General features: G+C 62.4%; 16 protein-coding genes. 12 read left to right on the top strand and 4 right to left on the bottom strand.

Features of this window, described 5'->3' with window-relative positions; all coding sequences use genetic code 11:
• Positions 1-214: 214 nt before the first annotated feature.
• Complete coding sequence (locus tag EKL02_RS00500; RefSeq protein ID WP_128900197.1) at positions 215-1300, bottom strand: MBL fold metallo-hydrolase; 1086 nt, start codon at positions 1298-1300, stop codon at positions 215-217.
• A 253-nt stretch (positions 1301-1553) separates the two neighbouring features.
• On the opposite strand from EKL02_RS00500, the gene aceK reads away from it, so the two are divergent.
• From aceK to EKL02_RS00455, 9 genes are all read left to right on the top strand, one after another.
• The gene (gene aceK / locus EKL02_RS00495) at positions 1554-3350 is read left to right on the top strand and encodes a bifunctional isocitrate dehydrogenase kinase/phosphatase (protein WP_128900196.1); all 1797 of its coding nucleotides are present in this window, start codon (positions 1554-1556) and stop codon (positions 3348-3350) included.
• Between the two features lie 36 nt (positions 3351-3386).
• Entirely contained in the window at positions 3387-4583 is a 1197-nt protein-coding gene (locus EKL02_RS00490; RefSeq protein ID WP_128900195.1) for an acetyl-CoA C-acyltransferase, read from the top strand.
• 90 nt (positions 4584-4673) lie between these two features.
• Positions 4674-5087 carry a YchJ family metal-binding protein gene (locus EKL02_RS00485; protein WP_128900194.1) on the top strand — a complete coding sequence of 138 codons (414 nt, stop codon included), beginning with the start codon at positions 4674-4676 and terminating at the stop codon, positions 5085-5087.
• A gap of 7 nt (positions 5088-5094) precedes the next feature.
• On the top strand, positions 5095-5784 hold the full coding sequence (locus EKL02_RS00480; protein WP_164931903.1) for an enoyl-CoA hydratase-related protein: 690 nt from the start codon (positions 5095-5097) through the stop codon (positions 5782-5784).
• On the top strand, positions 5733-7082 hold the full coding sequence (gene bioA / locus EKL02_RS00475) for an adenosylmethionine--8-amino-7-oxononanoate transaminase (RefSeq protein WP_128900192.1): 1350 nt from the start codon (positions 5733-5735) through the stop codon (positions 7080-7082). Before EKL02_RS00480 ends, bioA begins: the two co-directional genes overlap by 52 nt.
• Complete coding sequence (gene bioF, locus EKL02_RS00470; RefSeq protein WP_128900191.1) at positions 7079-8260, top strand: 8-amino-7-oxononanoate synthase; 1182 nt, start codon at positions 7079-7081, stop codon at positions 8258-8260. The genes bioA and bioF overlap by 4 nt, the downstream gene beginning before the upstream one ends.
• 21 nt (positions 8261-8281) lie before the next feature.
• Positions 8282-9004, top strand: coding sequence for a dethiobiotin synthase (gene bioD, locus EKL02_RS00465; protein WP_128900190.1), 723 nt, complete (start codon positions 8282-8284; stop codon positions 9002-9004).
• Between the two features lie 31 nt (positions 9005-9035).
• The gene (bioB, locus tag EKL02_RS00460; protein WP_128900189.1) at positions 9036-10061 is read left to right on the top strand and encodes a biotin synthase BioB; all 1026 of its coding nucleotides are present in this window, start codon (positions 9036-9038) and stop codon (positions 10059-10061) included.
• A gap of 19 nt (positions 10062-10080) precedes the next feature.
• Entirely contained in the window at positions 10081-10710 is a 630-nt protein-coding gene (locus EKL02_RS00455; protein WP_128900188.1) for a carbonic anhydrase, read from the top strand.
• A 32-nt stretch (positions 10711-10742) separates the two neighbouring features.
• Here the strand turns inward: EKL02_RS00455 and EKL02_RS00450 are convergent, their stop codons facing one another.
• On the bottom strand, positions 10743-10976 hold the full coding sequence (locus EKL02_RS00450) for a hypothetical protein (protein WP_128900187.1): 234 nt from the start codon (positions 10974-10976) through the stop codon (positions 10743-10745).
• A gap of 196 nt (positions 10977-11172) precedes the next feature.
• Between EKL02_RS00450 and EKL02_RS00445 the strand changes: the two genes are divergently transcribed.
• The 3 genes from EKL02_RS00445 to EKL02_RS00435 all read left to right on the top strand — a co-directional run bounded on the left by EKL02_RS00445 (position 11173) and on the right by EKL02_RS00435 (position 12745).
• Positions 11173-11517: a hypothetical protein gene (locus tag EKL02_RS00445; protein ID WP_128900186.1), complete on the top strand. Its 345-nt coding sequence runs from the start codon at positions 11173-11175 to the stop codon at positions 11515-11517.
• A 72-nt stretch (positions 11518-11589) separates the two neighbouring features.
• Positions 11590-11901, top strand: a complete 312-nt coding sequence (locus tag EKL02_RS00440) for a DUF2288 domain-containing protein (RefSeq protein WP_128900185.1) — start codon at positions 11590-11592, stop codon at positions 11899-11901.
• 28 nt (positions 11902-11929) lie between these two features.
• On the top strand, positions 11930-12745 hold the full coding sequence (locus tag EKL02_RS00435) for an alpha/beta hydrolase (protein ID WP_164931902.1): 816 nt from the start codon (positions 11930-11932) through the stop codon (positions 12743-12745).
• Here EKL02_RS00435 and EKL02_RS00430 read toward each other — a convergent pair.
• Positions 12733-14223 carry a methyl-accepting chemotaxis protein gene (locus EKL02_RS00430; protein WP_128900183.1) on the bottom strand — a complete coding sequence of 497 codons (1491 nt, stop codon included), beginning with the start codon at positions 14221-14223 and terminating at the stop codon, positions 12733-12735. The two genes, EKL02_RS00435 and EKL02_RS00430, sit on opposite strands and share 13 nt — an antisense overlap.
• Before the next feature lie 204 nt (positions 14224-14427).
• A complete protein-coding gene (locus tag EKL02_RS00425) occupies positions 14428-16008 on the bottom strand; it encodes an AMP-binding protein (RefSeq protein ID WP_164931901.1) in 1581 nt (526 codons plus the stop codon).
• Positions 16009-16274: the final 266 nt, after the last annotated feature.

The following is a 16274-nucleotide window of genomic DNA, read 5'->3' as shown; positions in this document are numbered from 1 at the left end:
TGTAAGGGAATTTGCGCGGTATGTCAGGCGGAAATTCAGTTACATTGCGCTCGCAGAAAACCCCGCGCACCGTAAGCGTGCACGGCTTACGCATGTTGCCATGTGGAAATAAACTCAATGCCGGCAGGGGTTTGCGCAAGTTTGTCAGTATCTGTCTGTCGTCGGGTGGTGCGACAGGCCGGTCAATAAAAGTCGTTCGGAAGCAGGCAATCAGTTACAAATTGTCCGTTGCCGCTTCAGTGCGCTGAAAGCGGAAGACGCCGTCGGCATGCTGCAGGCGCCGCACGCGGCGCGAAAGCCATAGCTGGTGCAGATGCGCCAGCGCCTCGCCGAGGGCGAAGCTCAGCTGGTGCGCATCCAGCGGACGCCGGAACATGATCGGCACGATGTCGGCGGCCGAACGCGGTTCGCTGCAGGCGTCCAGCACTTCTTCCAGGCGCGCCGCATGATGGTCGCACAGTTGCCCGATGCGCGCGTGTAAGCCGCGGAAGGGCTTGCCATGCGACGGCAGCACCAGCGTGTCGGCGGCCAGATGGGCGTACTTGCCCAGCGAATCGACGTAGAGCTGGACCGGGTTGCTTTCCGGTTCGATGGCAAATACCGAGACGTTGGTGGAAATGCGCGGCAAGACCATGTCGCCGGAAATCAGCAGGCCATCGTCGGCGCAGCTGAGCGCAACGTGTTCCGGCGAGTGGCCGAAGCCGGTAATCACGCGCCATGTGCGCCCGCCGATCGTCAGCGCCTGGCCATCCTGCAGGCGCCTGAAGGCGTGCGGCACGGCAGGCACCAGCGCGGGATAATAGCTGCGCCGCCCTTCCAGTTGCGCCTCCATGCCGTGGTCGCCCAGGCCGTGCTGGCGAAAATGCGGGAACATCGACGCCCCGTCGATGCCGGGCATGGCGGCAGCCATCATGCGCGCAAACGCGTATTCGCCGGCGCTCATCAACAGCGGCGCCTGCCAGCGCCGGCACAGCCAGTCGGCCAGGCCGACATGGTCAGGATGGCAATGGGTGGCAATGACCTGCAAGACCGGCAAGCCGCGCAAGTGGTTAGCGAATACCACCTCCCAGGATGCGCGCGTGGCATCGTCGGCGATGCCGCAGTCGATGATGGTCCAGCCTTTGACGCTGCTGCCGTCAGTGTCGATTTCATCTTCCAGCAGCCACAGGTTGATATGGTTCAGGGCAAAGGGCAGGCCCATGCGCAGCCAGTACACGCCGGGAGCGACTTGCAAAGGCGCGCCCGGCGCCGGCAGGGTGTCGCCAAAGGGATAATCGAGTTGCGATTCAAGTGTCGTCATGAAGAGAAGAGAGGCCGTGCGGCGTCTGGAAAGAGGGTTGTTGCAATAAACGCAATGGTGGCGCATTTTCTTTTGCTTCGCGCGCGCCTACAATGGGTGGCTTCTCCTGAATTTTAAGCGCAATCGCCAGACGCTGCAGTGCCGGCCCGGCCCGCTTGCCGTCTGCGGGCCCACGCGGCTGGTTGCGGCAAACATGCTCGTGCCAGGCAGAATTGGTTAAACTAGTGGCCCCGGCCCTCGTGTAAAGAGTCAGATGCAACCCGATTTCCCCAAACTGCTGTCGTCGCAGATCGCTTTCGATATCGCCCGCACCATCCTTGACGGTTTCGACAAGCATTACCGGCTGTTTCGCCAGGTCAGCCAGCAAGCCAAAGGCTTTTTCGAAAGCAGCGACTGGCTCAATGCCCAGCGCACCGCGCGCGAACGCATTGCCTATTACGACAAGCGGGTGCAGGAATGCGTGCAAATCCTCGAGGATGAATATGCCGAGGAAGACCTGTCCGACGAAGTCTGGCGCGAGGTCAAGCTGCACTACATTGGTCTTTTGATCAACCACAAGCAGCCGGAACTGGCAGAAATCTTTTTCAATTCGGTTTGCTGCAGCATCCTGCACCGCACCTATTTCCACAACGATTTCATTTTCGTGCGGCCGGCGGTGTCCACGGAGTATATCGAGCCGGTCGAAGGCTTGCCGACCTACCGCGTGTATTACCCGGCGCGCGAAGGCATGCACCATGCCTGGAAGCGCGTCATCACCAATTTCCAGCTGAAGTCGGAATTCGTCGACCTCGACCGCGACATCGCTTACGTCGAAGGTCGCATGGAGCAAGCGTTCGGCCATGTCGAGCGGGAAGCCAACTACCAGATCCAGGTGCTGGCCAGCCTGTTTTACCGGAACAAGGGGGCCTACATTGTCGGCAAGGGCATCAACGGCAACCGCATCTACCCCTTCGTCATCCCGATCCTGCAAAACCGCAAGGGCAAGCTGCTGCTCGATACCGTCATTTTCGACCCGGCCCTGATCACGGTGCTGTTTTCCTTTACCCGTGCCTACTTCATGGTCGACATGGAAGTGCCGTCAGCCTATGTGCATTTCTTGCGCAGCATGATGCCGTACAAGCCCAGGAGCGAGATCTACACCATCCTCGGCTTGCAAAAGCTCGGCAAGGGCTTGTTCTATCGCGACTTCCTGCATCACCTGCATCATTCCTCCGACCGCTTCCAGGCCTCGCCCGGCATCCGCGGCCTGGTGATGGTGGTGTTCGAACTGCCGTCGTTCCCCTACGTATTCAAGCTGATCAAAGATTCCTTCCCGCCGCCCAAGGAAACCACGCCGGCGCTGGTCGCGGAAAAATACCTGCTGGTGAAAAACCATGACCGCGTCGGCCGCATGGCCGATACGCTGGAGTTTTCCCACGTGGCGTTTCCGCGCAGCCGCTTTTCAGAAGACTTGCTGGCCGAGCTGAAGCAGGTGGCGCCGTCGCTGGTCGAGGAAGAAGACGACCAGATCGTCATCCGCCATCTGTATATCGAACGCCGCATGGTGCCGCTGAATATCTGGCTGACCAAGGCCGAGCAGCGCGGCGACGAGGAAGCGCTGGAACATGGCATCAAGGAATACGGCAATGCCATCAAGGACCTGGTCGGCGCCAATATCTTCCCGGGCGACATGCTGTACAAGAATTTTGGCGTGACCAAGCATGGTCGCGTGGTGTTCTACGATTACGATGAAATCGAATACATTACCGATTGTAATTTCCGCGCCATTCCGGCACCGCGCAATGAAGAGGATGAAATGGCGGCCGAGCCCTGGTACCCGGTCGGCAAGCATGACGTGTTCCCGGAACAGTTTGAAACTTTCCTTCTTGGCAACCCTAACGTGCGTAAATATTTTCTCAAGCACCATGCCGATTTACTGACGCCGGAATTCTGGGAAAACCGAAAACAGCGGATAATGCAGGGCTATATCGAGGATGTATTTCCGTATCCGCAGGAAATGCGCTTTTGTTTCCAGGGGGTTATGGCTGACCCATCCCCGCGCGCAGCGTAAAAATTTTTTATTGCATTACAACTTGGAGAGACCACCATGCAAGATCCGATCGTTATTGTTGGCGCTGCCCGTACCCCCATGGGTGCATTCCAGGGCGATTTTTCTTCGCTGTCGGCCAATGACCTGGGCGCCGTTGCCATCCGTGCCGCCGTCGAGCGCGCCGGCCTGGCACCCGAGCAGGTGCAGGATGTCATTTTCGGTAATTGCCTGATGGCAGGACAGGGCCAGGCGCCAGCGCGCCAGGCCATGATCAAGGCCGGCCTGCCGACCTCGACCGGCGCTGTCACCCTCTCCAAGATGTGTGGCGCGGCCATGCAGGCCACGATGTATGGTTACGACTCCATCATTGCCGGCACCAATGATGTGGTGGTGACCGGCGGCATGGAATCCATGACCAATGCCCCTTACCTGATCCCGAAGGCGCGCGGCGGCTACCGCATCGGCCACGGCATGATGTTTGACCACATGATGTATGACGGCCTCGAAGACGCCTATGCGCGCGACGCCAGCGGTGCCGGCCGTTCCATGGGCACCTTCGGCGAGGATTGCGCCGCCAAGTACGGCTTCACCCGTGCCGACCAGGATGCCTTCGCCATTGAATCGGTCAAGCGTGCCCAGGCAGCCACCGCCAATGGCTGGTTCGCCGGCGAAATCGCCCCGGTCACGGTCAAGGGCCGCGGCGGCGATGTCGTCATCGACAAGGATGAAGGCCCGCTCAAAGCCAAGCTCGACAAGATTTCCAGCCTGAAGCCGGCGTTCAAGAAAGACGGCACCATCACCGCCGCGTCGTCGTCGTCGATCAACGATGGCGCCGCCGCCCTGGTGCTGATGCGCGAATCGACCGCGAAGAAACTCGGCTGCAAGCCGATTGCGAAGATCCTCGGCCATGCTCGCCACTCGCAAGAGCCGGAATGGTTCACCACCGCACCGGTGGGCGCCATTGCCAACCTGTACAAGAAAGTGGGCTGGACCACCGCCGACGTCGACCTGTTCGAAATCAATGAAGCATTCGCCGCCGTGCCGATGGCAGCCATGAATGAACACAACATTCCGCACGAAAAGGTCAACGTCCACGGCGGCGCCTGCGCTCTGGGCCACCCGATCGGCGCGTCCGGCGCGCGCATCATCGTCACCCTGATCGGCGCCCTGCAGCGCACCGGCGGCAAGCGCGGCGTGGCCTCGCTTTGCATCGGCGGCGGCGAAGGCACCGCCATGGCCATCGAACTGGTGTAATCCACGGGCTGCCAAGGCAGCCCGATCGGCGAGCGTGTTGCCGGACATTGTACGCAGCGCGCTCGCCGGACTTCATTCTGACGCACGAACATGGGCAAAAACAGGCCGCAGTCCGCCGCCGCACAGGCATGTCCCTGCGGCGGTCACGCGTACGCGGCGTGCTGCGGCCGCTTCATCGGACAGCAGCAGCTCCCGCACACTCCGGAAGAATTGATGCGCTCGCGCTATACCGCCTATACCCTGGGCAATGAAGCCTATGTGCGCGCCACCTGGTATCCGCGTACCTTGCCGGCCGGGCCGCTGGTCTCTACCGAGCCCGGCATGACCTGGCTGGGGCTGGAAGTGCGCCGGCATGCGGCAGCCGGCGACGAGGGCACGGTAGAATTCGTTGCCCGCTACAAGGTCGGCGGGCGCGCCCAGCGCATGCACGAAGTCAGCCGCTTCGTGCGCGAGGAAGGGCGCTGGTATTACCTCGATGGCAGCTTCCCGGCGGGCAGGACATGAAGGTCACATGAACTACCGCACACTGGAAATTGATCATGGCGGCGGCATGCTCGCCACAATCTGGCTGAACCGTCCGGGGCACGGCAATGCGCTCGATGCCGTCATGCTGGAAGAATTGGCTGCAGCGTTTGCCGGCCTTGCGAACCTGGCGCAGCTGCGCGCAGTCGTGCTGGCCGCGCGTGGTCCGCAATTTTGCGTGGGCAGCGCGCTGGACTGGCGTGGCGAACTGGCAGCCAGTCCGCCCGCCTGGCGCCGCGCCGATGCGGATTTGGCAGGCTTGCTGCAAACGATGCAGGCCTTGCCCGCGCCGGTGGTGGCCAGGGTTCAGGGCGATTGCCAAGGCGCTGGTGCAGGTCTTGTCGCTGCCTGCGATATTGCCCTGGCAGCGGGCCATGCGGGTTTCTGCCTGCCCGAGGCGCAAGCCGATGCAGCGCTGACGGCATATATTCCCTGGCTGGAGCAAGCCGCGGGTGCGCGCGCAGCGCGCCGCTACCTGCTGACGGCGGAACGATTGTCCGCCTTTGAAGCCAAACAGATCGGCCTGGTGCACGAGGCCGTGGCTGCCGATGCGCTGCACGAGCGCACCGATGCGATCGTCGCAGCCCTGCTGCAGGCCAACAACAAGAAAGTTTTTGGAGAACGTATTTGGAACACAGCCGACAAAATGGACAAAGCGACTGGATCGCCCGCAGCCTGAAAAGCGTCTGGCACCCCTGCACGCAAATGCAGCACCACGAAAGCGTGCCGCTGGTGCCGGTTTCCCACGGGCGCGGCGCCTGGCTGTATGACGCCGACGGCAGGCGCTACCTGGACGCCATCAGTTCCTGGTGGGTGAATCTCTTTGGCCATGCCAACCCGCGCATCAATGCCGCGCTGAAAGACCAGCTCGACCGCCTTGAACACGCGATGCTGGCCGGTTTCACGCACGAGCCGGTGATCGCACTTTCAGAGAAACTGGGCGCACTTACCGGCCACGCCCTCGGGCATTGCTTCTACGCTTCCGACGGCGCTTCCGCCGTCGAGATCGCCTTGAAGATGAGCGTGCACGCCTGGCGCAACGGCGGCTTGCCCGACAAGCGCGAATTCGTCTGCCTCAAGAACAGCTACCACGGCGAGACGCTTGGCGCACTGGCCGTCACCGACGTGCCGCTGTTTCGCGAAGCTTACGGCAGCCTGCTGCAGCAGGTGCACGTCATCGCCAGCCCCGATGCGCGCGGCGCGCGCGAGGGCGAGTCGGCAGCCGACGTGGCGCTGCGCGCCGCCGCCGAGCTGGAAAAACTGCTGGCCGAACGCGCCGGGCATATCGCCGCGGTGATCGTCGAGCCGCTGGTGCAGTGCGCAACCGGCATGGCCATGCACGACCCGGTGTACCTCAAGCAGGTGCGCGCGCTGTGCGACCGCTACGGCGTGCACATGATCGCCGACGAGATTGCGGTCGGCAATGGCCGCACTGGCACCTTCTTTGCCTGCGAACAGGCCGGCATCTGGCCCGACTTCGTCTGTTTGTCCAAGGGCATCAGCGGCGGTTACCTGCCGCTGTCGCTGGTGATGACCACCGATGCCGTCTACCAGGCCTTTTACGACCGCGATGTTGCGCGCGGCTTTCTGCATTCGCATTCGTTTACCGGCAACCCGCTGGCTTGCCGTGCAGCGCTGGCGACCTTGGCGATTTTCGAGGAAGACGACGTTATCAACAGCAACCGCGACAAGGCTGCGCGCATCACCGATGCGCTGGCGCCGCTGGCGCAGCATGAGCGGGTGCGGCACTTCCGCCAGCGCGGCATGATCTGGGCCTTCGATGCAGTCATCGATGATCCGCAGCAGGCGCAGACTTTTTCGCGGCGCTTTTTCACGACGGCGCTGGAGCATGAATTGCTGCTGCGGCCGATCGGCACCACCGTCTACCTGATGCCGCCGTATATCCTCGATCACGAGGAAATTGCCTTGCTGGCCGGCCGCATGCACACCGTCTTTGAAAAGGTATTGAAGGGATGAAACTCCTCGACGATCTGCAGCGGCAACTGGACCAGTTGCAGGCGCAAAGCCTGCAGCGCCGCCGCCGTACTGCCGACTCGCCGTGCGCGCCGCGCGTCACCGTCGATGGCCGCGACATGCTGGCGTTCTGCAGCAACGATTACCTGGGACTTGCGGCCCACCCGCAAGTGGTCGAAGCCTTGCGCGAGGGGGCGGGCCTGTATGGCGCCGGCAGCGGTGCCTCGCACCTGGTCAGTGGCCACAGCCGCGCCCATGCCGAGCTGGAAGACAAGCTGGCGCAATTCATGGCGCCGCATCTGCAGCAGCCGCGCGCCCTGTATTTCTGCACCGGCTACATGGCCAACCTGGCGCTGCTTTCCGCGCTGGGCGGCGCCGATGCCGTGATTTTTTCCGAAAGCCTGAACCACGCGTCGCTCATTGACGGCTGCCGCCTGGCGCGCGCGCAGGTCGAGGTCTATCCGCATGGCGATCTCGCCGCGCTGGAAAAGCTGCTGGCCGCCAGCACGGCTACCGCCAAGCTGGTGGTGACCGACAGCGTCTTCAGCATGGATGGCAATATTGCGCCGCTGCCGCAACTGCTGGCCCTGTGCGAGCGCCATGACGCCTGGCTGGTGGTGGACGATGCCCACGGTTTCGGCGTGCTGGGCGAACACGGCCGCGGCGCACTCGAGCATTTCGGCCTGAGCTCGCCCAACCTGGTCTACATGGGCACGCTCGGCAAGGCTGCCGGCGTCGGCGGCGCCTTCGTCGCCGCGCATGAGACCGTGATCGAATGGCTGGTGCAGCGCGCGCGGCCCTACATCTACACCACCGCCGCCGCGCCGGCACTGGCGCATGCCTTGCTGGCAAGCCTGGACATCATTGCAGGCCGCGAAGGGGATGCCCGCAGAACGCAGTTGCGCATGCTGGTCGGCCAGCTGGACGCCGATCTGCAGCTGGCGCGCTGGCGCCGCCTGCCATCGATCACGGCGATCCAGCCAATCGTGATCGGCGCCAACCAGGAAGCGCTGGATGCAGCCGCGGCCCTGTACGCACAAGGCTTGTGGGTGCCGGCGATCCGCCCGCCGACTGTGCCGGCGGGCACGGCGCGCCTGCGCGTGACGCTGTCGGCGTCGCATACGGCCGAACAGGTGGCGCAACTGGTGCGCGCCCTGAATGCATTGGAAGCAGCAAACTAACCAACAGACTGGAGCCTGACAATGACGGCAACTTGCGCATATTTCATCACTGGCACCGATACCGATATCGGCAAGACGCTGGTGTCGGCGGCCATGCTGCACGTGCTGGCGGAAAGCGGCATCCGCGCCGCCGGCATGAAGCCGGTGGCGGCCGGCGCGGTGCTGCGCGACGGCGTCCTGCACAATGGCGACGCCGATGCCCTGGCGGCGGCGGCCTCGGTGGCGCTTCCTGCGGAACTGACAACGCCCTACCTGCTGCGCGAACCGGCTTCGCCGCATATTGCCGCTGCCCTGGAAGGCATTGAAATCAACCCGCAGCACATCCAGGCCTGCTATGATCGCGTGGCCGCGATGGCTGACGCGGTGGTGGTGGAAGGGGTGGGCGGCTTTCGCGTGCCGCTGAACGCCACTTTCGACACCGCCGACCTGGCGCAACAGCTTGCCCTGCCGGTCGTCATGGTGGTGGGTTTGCGCCTGGGATGCATCAACCATGCGCTGCTGAGCGCCGAGGCGATTGCCGCCCGCGGCCTGAAGCTGGTCGGTTGGGTCGGCAACGTGGTCGATCTCGGCATGCAGCATGGCATTGCCAATGTTGAAACTCTGAGCGCACGCCTGCAGGCGCCCCTGCTGGGTTGCGTGCCGCGCCTGCCTGCGGCATTGCCGGCAGCTGCCGCGTCGCACCTGGATTTTTCCAGCCTGCCAGGCTGGCCGGTGGCCGCGGTCCGGCGCAACCCGAGCCAATGAATTTGCACGAAATTGTTTGAAAAGGATTTTTATGTCATCGCAACCCCTCGTATTCCAGACTGCCCCTGCACCCGTTGCGCCCGTCGTGGCCGACAAGTGGCCGGTGGACGCCATCGTCGCCCTGTTCGAGCTGCCCTTCACGGAATTGCTCTACCGCGCCCAGCAGGCGCACCGCGAATACTTCAACCCGGCCGAAGTCGAGCTGGCCACGCTCATGTCGATCAAGACCGGCGGCTGCTCCGAAGATTGCGGCTATTGTCCGCAGGCAGCGCGCTACGATACCGGCGTGGTGGCTGAAAAGATCCTGCCGCTGGACACCGTGCTCAAGGCAGCGCGCGAAGCCAAGGCCCATGGCGCCAACCGCTTCTGCATGGGCGCGGCCTGGCGCGAGCCGAAAGACCGCGACCTGGTGAAGGTCGAGGAAATGGTGCGCGAAGTCAAAGCCCTGGGGCTCGAAACCTGCGTCACGCTGGGCATGCTGGGGCAGGGCCAAGCCGAGCGCCTGCGCGCCGCCGGCCTGGATTATTACAACCACAACCTCGACACGGCGCCGGAATTCTATGGCGACGTCATTTCCACCCGTGAATACCAGGACCGCCTGGATACCCTGGGGCGGGTGCGCGGCGCCGGCATCAAGGTGTGCAGCGGCGGCATCGTCGGCATGGGCGAATCGCGCCTGCAGCGCGCCGGCCTGATTGCGCAGCTGGCCAACATGGACCCGTACCCGGAGTCCGTGCCGGTGAATAACCTGGTGCAGGTGGAAGGCACGCCCTTGTACGGCACCGAGCCGATCGACCCGCTGGAATTCGTGCGCACGGTGGCGGTGGCCAGGATCACCATGCCCAAAGCGCGGGTGCGCCTGTCGGCAGGGCGCCGACAGATGGGCGAGACGGTGCAGGCCTTGTGCTTCGTGGCGGGCGCCAATTCGATCTTCTATGGCGAAAAGCTGCTCACCACGGGCAACCCGGAAATCGACGCCGACCGCGCCCTGCTGGAAAAGCTCGGCATGACCGCGCGCGGCACCGCCGTGGATGCGCGCTGCGAAATTGACGGTTAAGGCGAAGGAGGGAACCAACATGATTTCAGCACTAGAAGCATTGCAGCGTCTACGCGAAGGTAATCTACGCTTCGTTTCGGATGCGAAAAACAGCGATGCGCTCACTAGCCATGCGCGCCGCACCGCACTGACGGAAGGGCAGGAGCCCTTTGCCATCATCCTTGGCTGTTCCGATTCACGGGTGCCCGCCGAAATCGTTTTTGACCAGGGCCTGGGCGACCTGTTCGTCATCCGCGTGGCGGGTAATATTGTCGCGCCATCGCAGGTCGGCAGCGTCGAATTTGCTGCCGAGCGTTTTCATACGCGCCTGGTCGTCGTGCTCGGCCATTCGAGCTGTGGCGCCATCACCGCTACCCTGGAGGAATTGCAAAGGCCAAGCGAAAACCAGTCGCGCAACCTGCATTCCATTGTCGACCGCGTGCGGCCTTCAGTGGAAGGCTTGCTGGCGACGGAGTTGCGGCACGATCACGACGCCCTGGTGCACCAGGCCGTGCGCGCCAACATCCGCGCCTCGGCCAACCAGCTGCGGCACGGCTCGGAAGTCATCGAGCAGTTGATCCAGAAAGAAGGCTTGCGGGTGGTGGGCGCCGAGTATTCCCTGGAAACAGGCCTGGTCGAGTTCTTCGACGGCCTGCCGCCGGGCACCTGAGCGCTCGCCCTGTCTGTCGCCAGACGGGAATGCTAGATCCACGATTCCCGAATCATCGGATCGTCGCGCTCGCTGCGCTCGATCCGGAATAATCCCTTGGGCAGCTTGCTGCGCACATCGATCAGCGTATTGCCAACGACATAATCGCCAGTCGTGCGGTTCATGTGCAGACGGCGGGCAACATACTGGTCGGGAAAATCGGGCGGTGCTTCGTAGACAACCCAGATCGAATCATCGTCTTCAGACGCGTTTTTTTTGCTGGCCATGCCGATCCTTTATGAAGTAATAGCAACGCCGTATTAAACCATTGAATGCGCCGTTTACATTACTTCGGCCCATGAAAATAATACAGCCTGCCGGCGTACCGTGCAGGCGCCCGGGTAGCGGTATCGTTTGCCGCAATGTGGTTTGCGGCAAACTTGGTACACTGGCCCTTGTTCCCATCCGCGCAAGGAGCCCAGCATGTCCCCCTGGATCATCCCCGCCCTGAAAGCGATTTTGCCGCATGTCGGCGACATCGTTTCGGCAACCAAGCCGATCTTTACCCGCGCCAAAGGCGGCGACGTGGGCGTGGCGTCCAATGCGCCGGTGCAGCAGCAGATCGCCGAACTGCAGGCGGTGGCAGCGCAAAACGATGCGCACATCCGCGAGCTGGCCGAACAGCTGCAAACCACTGTCACCGCCATCGAGGAAGCGGCGCTGGCAGCGGAAGCCAAGTCGCAGCGCCTGGTGCGCATCTGCGTGCTGTCGATGGGCATCTCCGTGGTGGCGGCCGGCCTTTCGCTGATCCTGCTGTTCAATCGCTAGCGGCCGCCGGTTATACCGTCGACGCCGCGAGCGTTTAGAATACCGGCAACTTCACTACCATTTTCGTTGAACATGACTGACCCGATTTCGCAAGAGGATGCGCTGCGCGCCACATTGAACGGTGAAACTGCGCGTTTTGCCTGGACGGCAATGCAGCGTTTTTTTGCTGCAGGCAACGTGATCGTTGTCGATGATGCGCTCGACCTGGTCGAGGTCGCCGTGCAGATTGCCCAGGACAACACGGCGGCAGTGCAGCAATGGATGGCTGCCGGCCAGATCGGCCAGGTCTCCGATGCGCAGGCCCAGAGCTGGCTGGAAGCCGATGCTGCCCTGTGGACCGTGGTTGTCAAGCCCTGGGTCCTGGTACAGCAACGCGCGCATTAATCATTGTGTAGCGCACACGGAGCCCCACATGCCCACTCTGCAAATCAATGGAATCGACCTCTACTACGAGGAATTCGGCGCCGGCGCGCCGCTGGTGCTGGTGCCCGGCCTGGGCGGCACGGTCGAGTCATGGCGCGCCCAGATCGCCCACTTCCGGCAAGCTTACCGCGTGATCGTGCTGGATAACCGCGGCGCTGGCCGCAGCAGCAAGCCTCCCGGCCCCTACACCATGGATACCATGGCGGCCGACCTGGCGGGCCTGCTCGATGCGCTGGACATCGCCGAACCGGTGCGCCTGGTCGGGGCCTCGATGGGCGGCGTGCTGGTGCAATGCTTCATTCACCATTATCCCGAACGCGTGGCGCAACTGGTGCTGGTCTCCACCGGCGTCTCGGGCGGCGACCCGCGCATTACCTTTCCCTCGATGTCGGTGCTGCAGAAGCTGGCGTTTCCCGGCGCTACGCCGCAACAGCGTCTGCAAACCCTGTTTGGCCTGTATTTTCATCCGCAATACCTGGCGGCGCATCCGGAAGTGTTTGACGATGCGGCCCGGCTGTATGCCAAGATTGGCGCCCAACCCGAGCATGCGGCCAAGGCGCAGTTGCAGGCAGTGCAGGATACCCGGCCGTACTACAAGTGGCTGGCGCGGATTGAAGTGCCGGTGCTGGTCATGCACGGCGAGGATGACGTGGTCTGGCCCGTGAAGAATGCGCACACGCTGGCCCAGGGCATTGGCGCGCACGCCGAACTGGCGCTATTTGAACAGGCCGGGCATGTGCTGTTTCATGAGAAGGCGGCGGAGTTCAACTGCCGCCTCCAACAATTCCTCGATCAGCGCTTGTAGAAGCCGCAGGACATGACGATGTTGCCGACCGCGCCGACGTAGGCGGTCTTGGCCATGACTTCCTTGGTCACCGGGTGCACGAACTTGTAATCGACCCAGCCATTGCCCTGGGAGCGAGCGACGCGCAGCATCTCGACAATGAAAAACTTGCCGTCCGGGTCCTTGACCACCTTGCCGTCGAGGCCGACCAGGCGTGGCAGGGTACCATGCACGATGATCTTGTCGTTTTCGTCGCACGCCGACAGGTACAGGTCGCGGTCGATCAGCTGGCCGGTCGGGTTGCAGACTTCATCGAAGAAAGCCTGCTTGCCATAGTTGCGCAGGATTTCGCAGCCGCGCTCGACCAGCGCCTGCGCTTCCTCGGCGTTGCCGAATTCGCGCTCGCCAAGGTTAAATACCGACACGGCCTGGGTCAATTGCACGGCTTGTTCCTGCAGGCTGACCACGGTCTTGGCGGCCTGTTCGACCAGGTTGGCATTTTGCTGGGTCATGCCATCGATCTGCATCACCGCCTTGTTGACTTCCTCGATGCCGCTGCTCTGCTCGGCGCTGGCGGCGGCGATCTCGCTCATGATGTCTTCGACGCGCTTGACGCTGGAGACGATTTCCTTCATGGCCCGTCCGGCTTCGTCGACCAGCTTGCCGCCGGCATCGACCTTGCCGACCGAGTCGCCGATGAGCGTCTTGATTTCCTTGGCGGCGGACGCCGAGCGCTGCGCCAGCGTGCGCACTTCCGCGGCCACCACGGCAAAGCCGCGGCCCTGTTCGCCGGCGCGTGCCGCTTCGACCGCGGCATTCAGCGCCAGGATATTGGTCTGGAAGGCAATGCCGTCGATGACGGAAATGATGTCGACGATCTTGCGCGAGCTTTCCTTGATCGAGCCCATGGTGGTGACCACGTCATCGACCACATGGCCGCCCTTGACGGCAGAGCTGGCGGCGGAGGCCACCAGCTGGTTGGCCTGGCGCGCGTTGTCGGCGTTCTGGCGCACGGTCGACGTCAGTTCTTCCATCGACGAAGCGGTTTCTTCGAGCGAGCTGGCCTGCGATTCGGTGCGCGAGGAAAGCGCGGTATTGTCGCCATTGATGAAGCCGGCCGAGGTCGCCACGGCGGTGGTGCCGGAACGTACCTTGGAAACGATCTGGAACATGCGTTCGCTCATTTCCTGCAGCGATTGCTGCAGCTCCAGCAATTCGCCATGGCCGCGCGCGGTGAAGGGTTCGCTGATGTCGCCGGCCGCCATGCGCTGGGCCAGGACAATGGCTTCCTGCAAGGGCACAACGATGCTGCGGCTGAGCCACCAGCCGCATAGCATGCCAGCTGCCATCAGGGCGAGTCCGGTGCCGCCAATCATCGCCCGGCTTGCCTCAGGTCCTGCAGTGGAAAGGGCCAGCACAGTCATGCCGGCCAGGAATGACAACAGAACGCCCAGTCCGACACGCAGCCGGACTCGGATACTTACATTTGCCAGATTCATTTGCCTTCGTCTCTTCGTTCGCGTTATTTTGTACGGCCGCTCATTGGCAATGGCTTGTTATTTTTATGCCAATTCTTCCTCGAATTTTAATTGTACTGTTTTGTTTTCCGAGGGGAATGAGGAAAAGGTTAGAAAAGGTAAATAAGTGGCTGAAAATGCCGCCGGTGTGACAAATCTGCACACACCGGCGCATCGCTGCGACATTCAGCCGAACGCGGCTTCTTTGGCTTTAAAGTAGGTTTTGAGCGCCTTGCGGTCCAGCTTGCCGACAGGGGTCAAGGGGATTGCGTCTTCGATGGCGACTGTTTTGGGCACCTTGTAAGCGGCCAGCAATCCCTTGCAGTGTGTCCGCAGATCCGCTTCGGTCGCTTGCTGGCCCGGATTGAGCACCACCATGGAGACCGGGATTTCGCCCCATTTCTTGTCGGGGATGCCGGCGCAAATGGCCGCCGCCACGGCAGGATGGCTGCGCAGGGCGTTTTCGATTTCCTCGGGGGAGACGTTTTCGCCGCCGGTGATGAACATATTGTCGGCGCGGCCAACGATCGATACCAGGCCCTCTTCATCGCAGACCGCGAGGTCGCCGGTATAGATCCAGCCATCGGCATCGAGCACCTTGGCGGTGCGCTCCGGGTCGTTCAGGTAACCGTCGAAATTGTGGTAGCTGCGCAGGCACAGCACGCCGATCTTGCCCGCGGGTTGCAGCTGGTTGCGGTCATCCTCGGCGACGATCTTGTAATCGCAGCAGTAGAAGGGCGTACCGACCTTGCGCGAATTGGCCTTGATATGGTCGAGTCCGGGTTCGCGCGCTAGGAAGGCGAAATTTGACGGGCCGGCCTCGGTCAGGCCGTAAGCCTGGTTGGTGGGGATGCCGCGGTCCCAGAAAGGCTGCAGGCTTTCGCTGGAGCAGGGAGCCGCCGCCGTGGTGATCAATTCAAGCCCGGAGAAATCGGTCTGTTCGAACTTGGGATGGGCCTTGAGCATCTGCAGCATGGCTTCCACCACGCCCAGGCGATTGATGACCTTCTGGTCGATCATGTCGAGAATCTGGCCGGCATCGAATTGCCGCAGCGGGATGGCCACGCTATTACGCATGAACAGGCAAAAGAAGACGTTCCAGCCGCCGACATGGAACAGCGGGAACAGCACCAGTTCCTTGCCATGCGCCGAGCCTGCCGACATCAGCAAGGCTTCGAAGGCATTCCACATCATTTGCCGGTGCGGCACGATGCAGACCTTGGGCACGGCGGTGGTGCCGCCGGTGTGGATATAGAGGAAGGGGTCGTTCATCGCCACCGGCACCTTGACGTCGCGCGCTTCGGTGGCCAGGATCGTGTCGTAGGCCGGGAGGTCGTCACCGAAGCAGATGACGGTCGGCTGCGGCGCCGGCAGGACGCTGTCATCGGCCAGGGCGGCAAACATGTCTTCGACAAAGATCGCCTTGGGCATTTCGCGCGCCATCAGGTCGCGCAGTTCCGGCTTTTGCAGGCGATAGGAGAGCGGGCAAAGGATGGCGCCGATTTTGCCGCAGGCAAAAAACAAGTCGATGCATTCCATGCGGTTGCGCGAAATGAGGGCGATGCGGTCGCCCTTGGCGATGCCGAGATGGTCTACCAGCCAGGTGGCGACGCGGTTGGCGCGCTCATCGACTTGCCGGTACGTGTAGTGGGAACCAGTATGCGGGTCGAATATGGCTTCGAGGTTCGGCGTCAACAGCGCCTTTTTGCCAGAATAATCACCGACCCAGTTCATCGGCAACGCATCGTAGTTACGCGCGTCGGTCATGCATCTCTCCTTAATAAGGCTCATGTCGAAAGTGAGTTTGAGTAACTTTCAAGCCCGGTCTCGTTTGCAAACAGGCCCGGTTCAGGCCGTTCGCTTTTTTATAATTGCGGGAAGTCTAAACGCCTGATTAGGCCTTGTCCACTCTTAAAACCGCCATCCCGGAGCACATTTATCGGCCGGTCCCGACAAAAAGCACGTACCTCCGCCGGGACGCGTCGAATTGCCTGCATAATGGCAATTCGACGCGCAGGGCGAGCTTGAGCACG

Source organism: Janthinobacterium sp. 17J80-10 (assembly GCF_004114795.1).
Taxonomy (GTDB): domain Bacteria; phylum Pseudomonadota; class Gammaproteobacteria; order Burkholderiales; family Burkholderiaceae_D; genus Paucimonas.
The sequence above is the reverse complement of the archived record's forward strand: the minus strand, read 5'-3'. Positions and strand labels throughout refer to the sequence as shown.

Bases quoted from the DNA above. Each gene is read 5' to 3' on its own strand.
- EKL02_RS00500 (WP_128900197.1), bottom strand. From the start codon at position 1,300: ATGACGACACTTGAATCGCAACTCGATTATCCCTTTGGCGACACCCTG.
- aceK (WP_128900196.1), top strand. From the start codon at position 1,554: ATGCAACCCGATTTCCCCAAACTGCTGTCGTCGCAGATCGCTTTCGAT.
- EKL02_RS00490 (WP_128900195.1), top strand. From the start codon at position 3,387: ATGCAAGATCCGATCGTTATTGTTGGCGCTGCCCGTACCCCCATGGGT.
- EKL02_RS00485 (WP_128900194.1), top strand. From the start codon at position 4,674: ATGGGCAAAAACAGGCCGCAGTCCGCCGCCGCACAGGCATGTCCCTGC.
- EKL02_RS00480 (WP_164931903.1), top strand. From the start codon at position 5,095: ATGAACTACCGCACACTGGAAATTGATCATGGCGGCGGCATGCTCGCC.
- bioF (WP_128900191.1), top strand. From the start codon at position 7,079: ATGAAACTCCTCGACGATCTGCAGCGGCAACTGGACCAGTTGCAGGCG.
- bioD (WP_128900190.1), top strand. From the start codon at position 8,282: ATGACGGCAACTTGCGCATATTTCATCACTGGCACCGATACCGATATC.
- bioB (WP_128900189.1), top strand. From the start codon at position 9,036: ATGTCATCGCAACCCCTCGTATTCCAGACTGCCCCTGCACCCGTTGCG.
- EKL02_RS00455 (WP_128900188.1), top strand. From the start codon at position 10,081: ATGATTTCAGCACTAGAAGCATTGCAGCGTCTACGCGAAGGTAATCTA.
- EKL02_RS00450 (WP_128900187.1), bottom strand. From the start codon at position 10,976: ATGGCCAGCAAAAAAAACGCGTCTGAAGACGATGATTCGATCTGGGTT.
- EKL02_RS00445 (WP_128900186.1), top strand. From the start codon at position 11,173: ATGTCCCCCTGGATCATCCCCGCCCTGAAAGCGATTTTGCCGCATGTC.
- EKL02_RS00440 (WP_128900185.1), top strand. From the start codon at position 11,590: ATGACTGACCCGATTTCGCAAGAGGATGCGCTGCGCGCCACATTGAAC.
- EKL02_RS00435 (WP_164931902.1), top strand. From the start codon at position 11,930: ATGCCCACTCTGCAAATCAATGGAATCGACCTCTACTACGAGGAATTC.
- EKL02_RS00430 (WP_128900183.1), bottom strand. From the start codon at position 14,223: ATGAATCTGGCAAATGTAAGTATCCGAGTCCGGCTGCGTGTCGGACTG.
- EKL02_RS00425 (WP_164931901.1), bottom strand. From the start codon at position 16,008: ATGACCGACGCGCGTAACTACGATGCGTTGCCGATGAACTGGGTCGGT.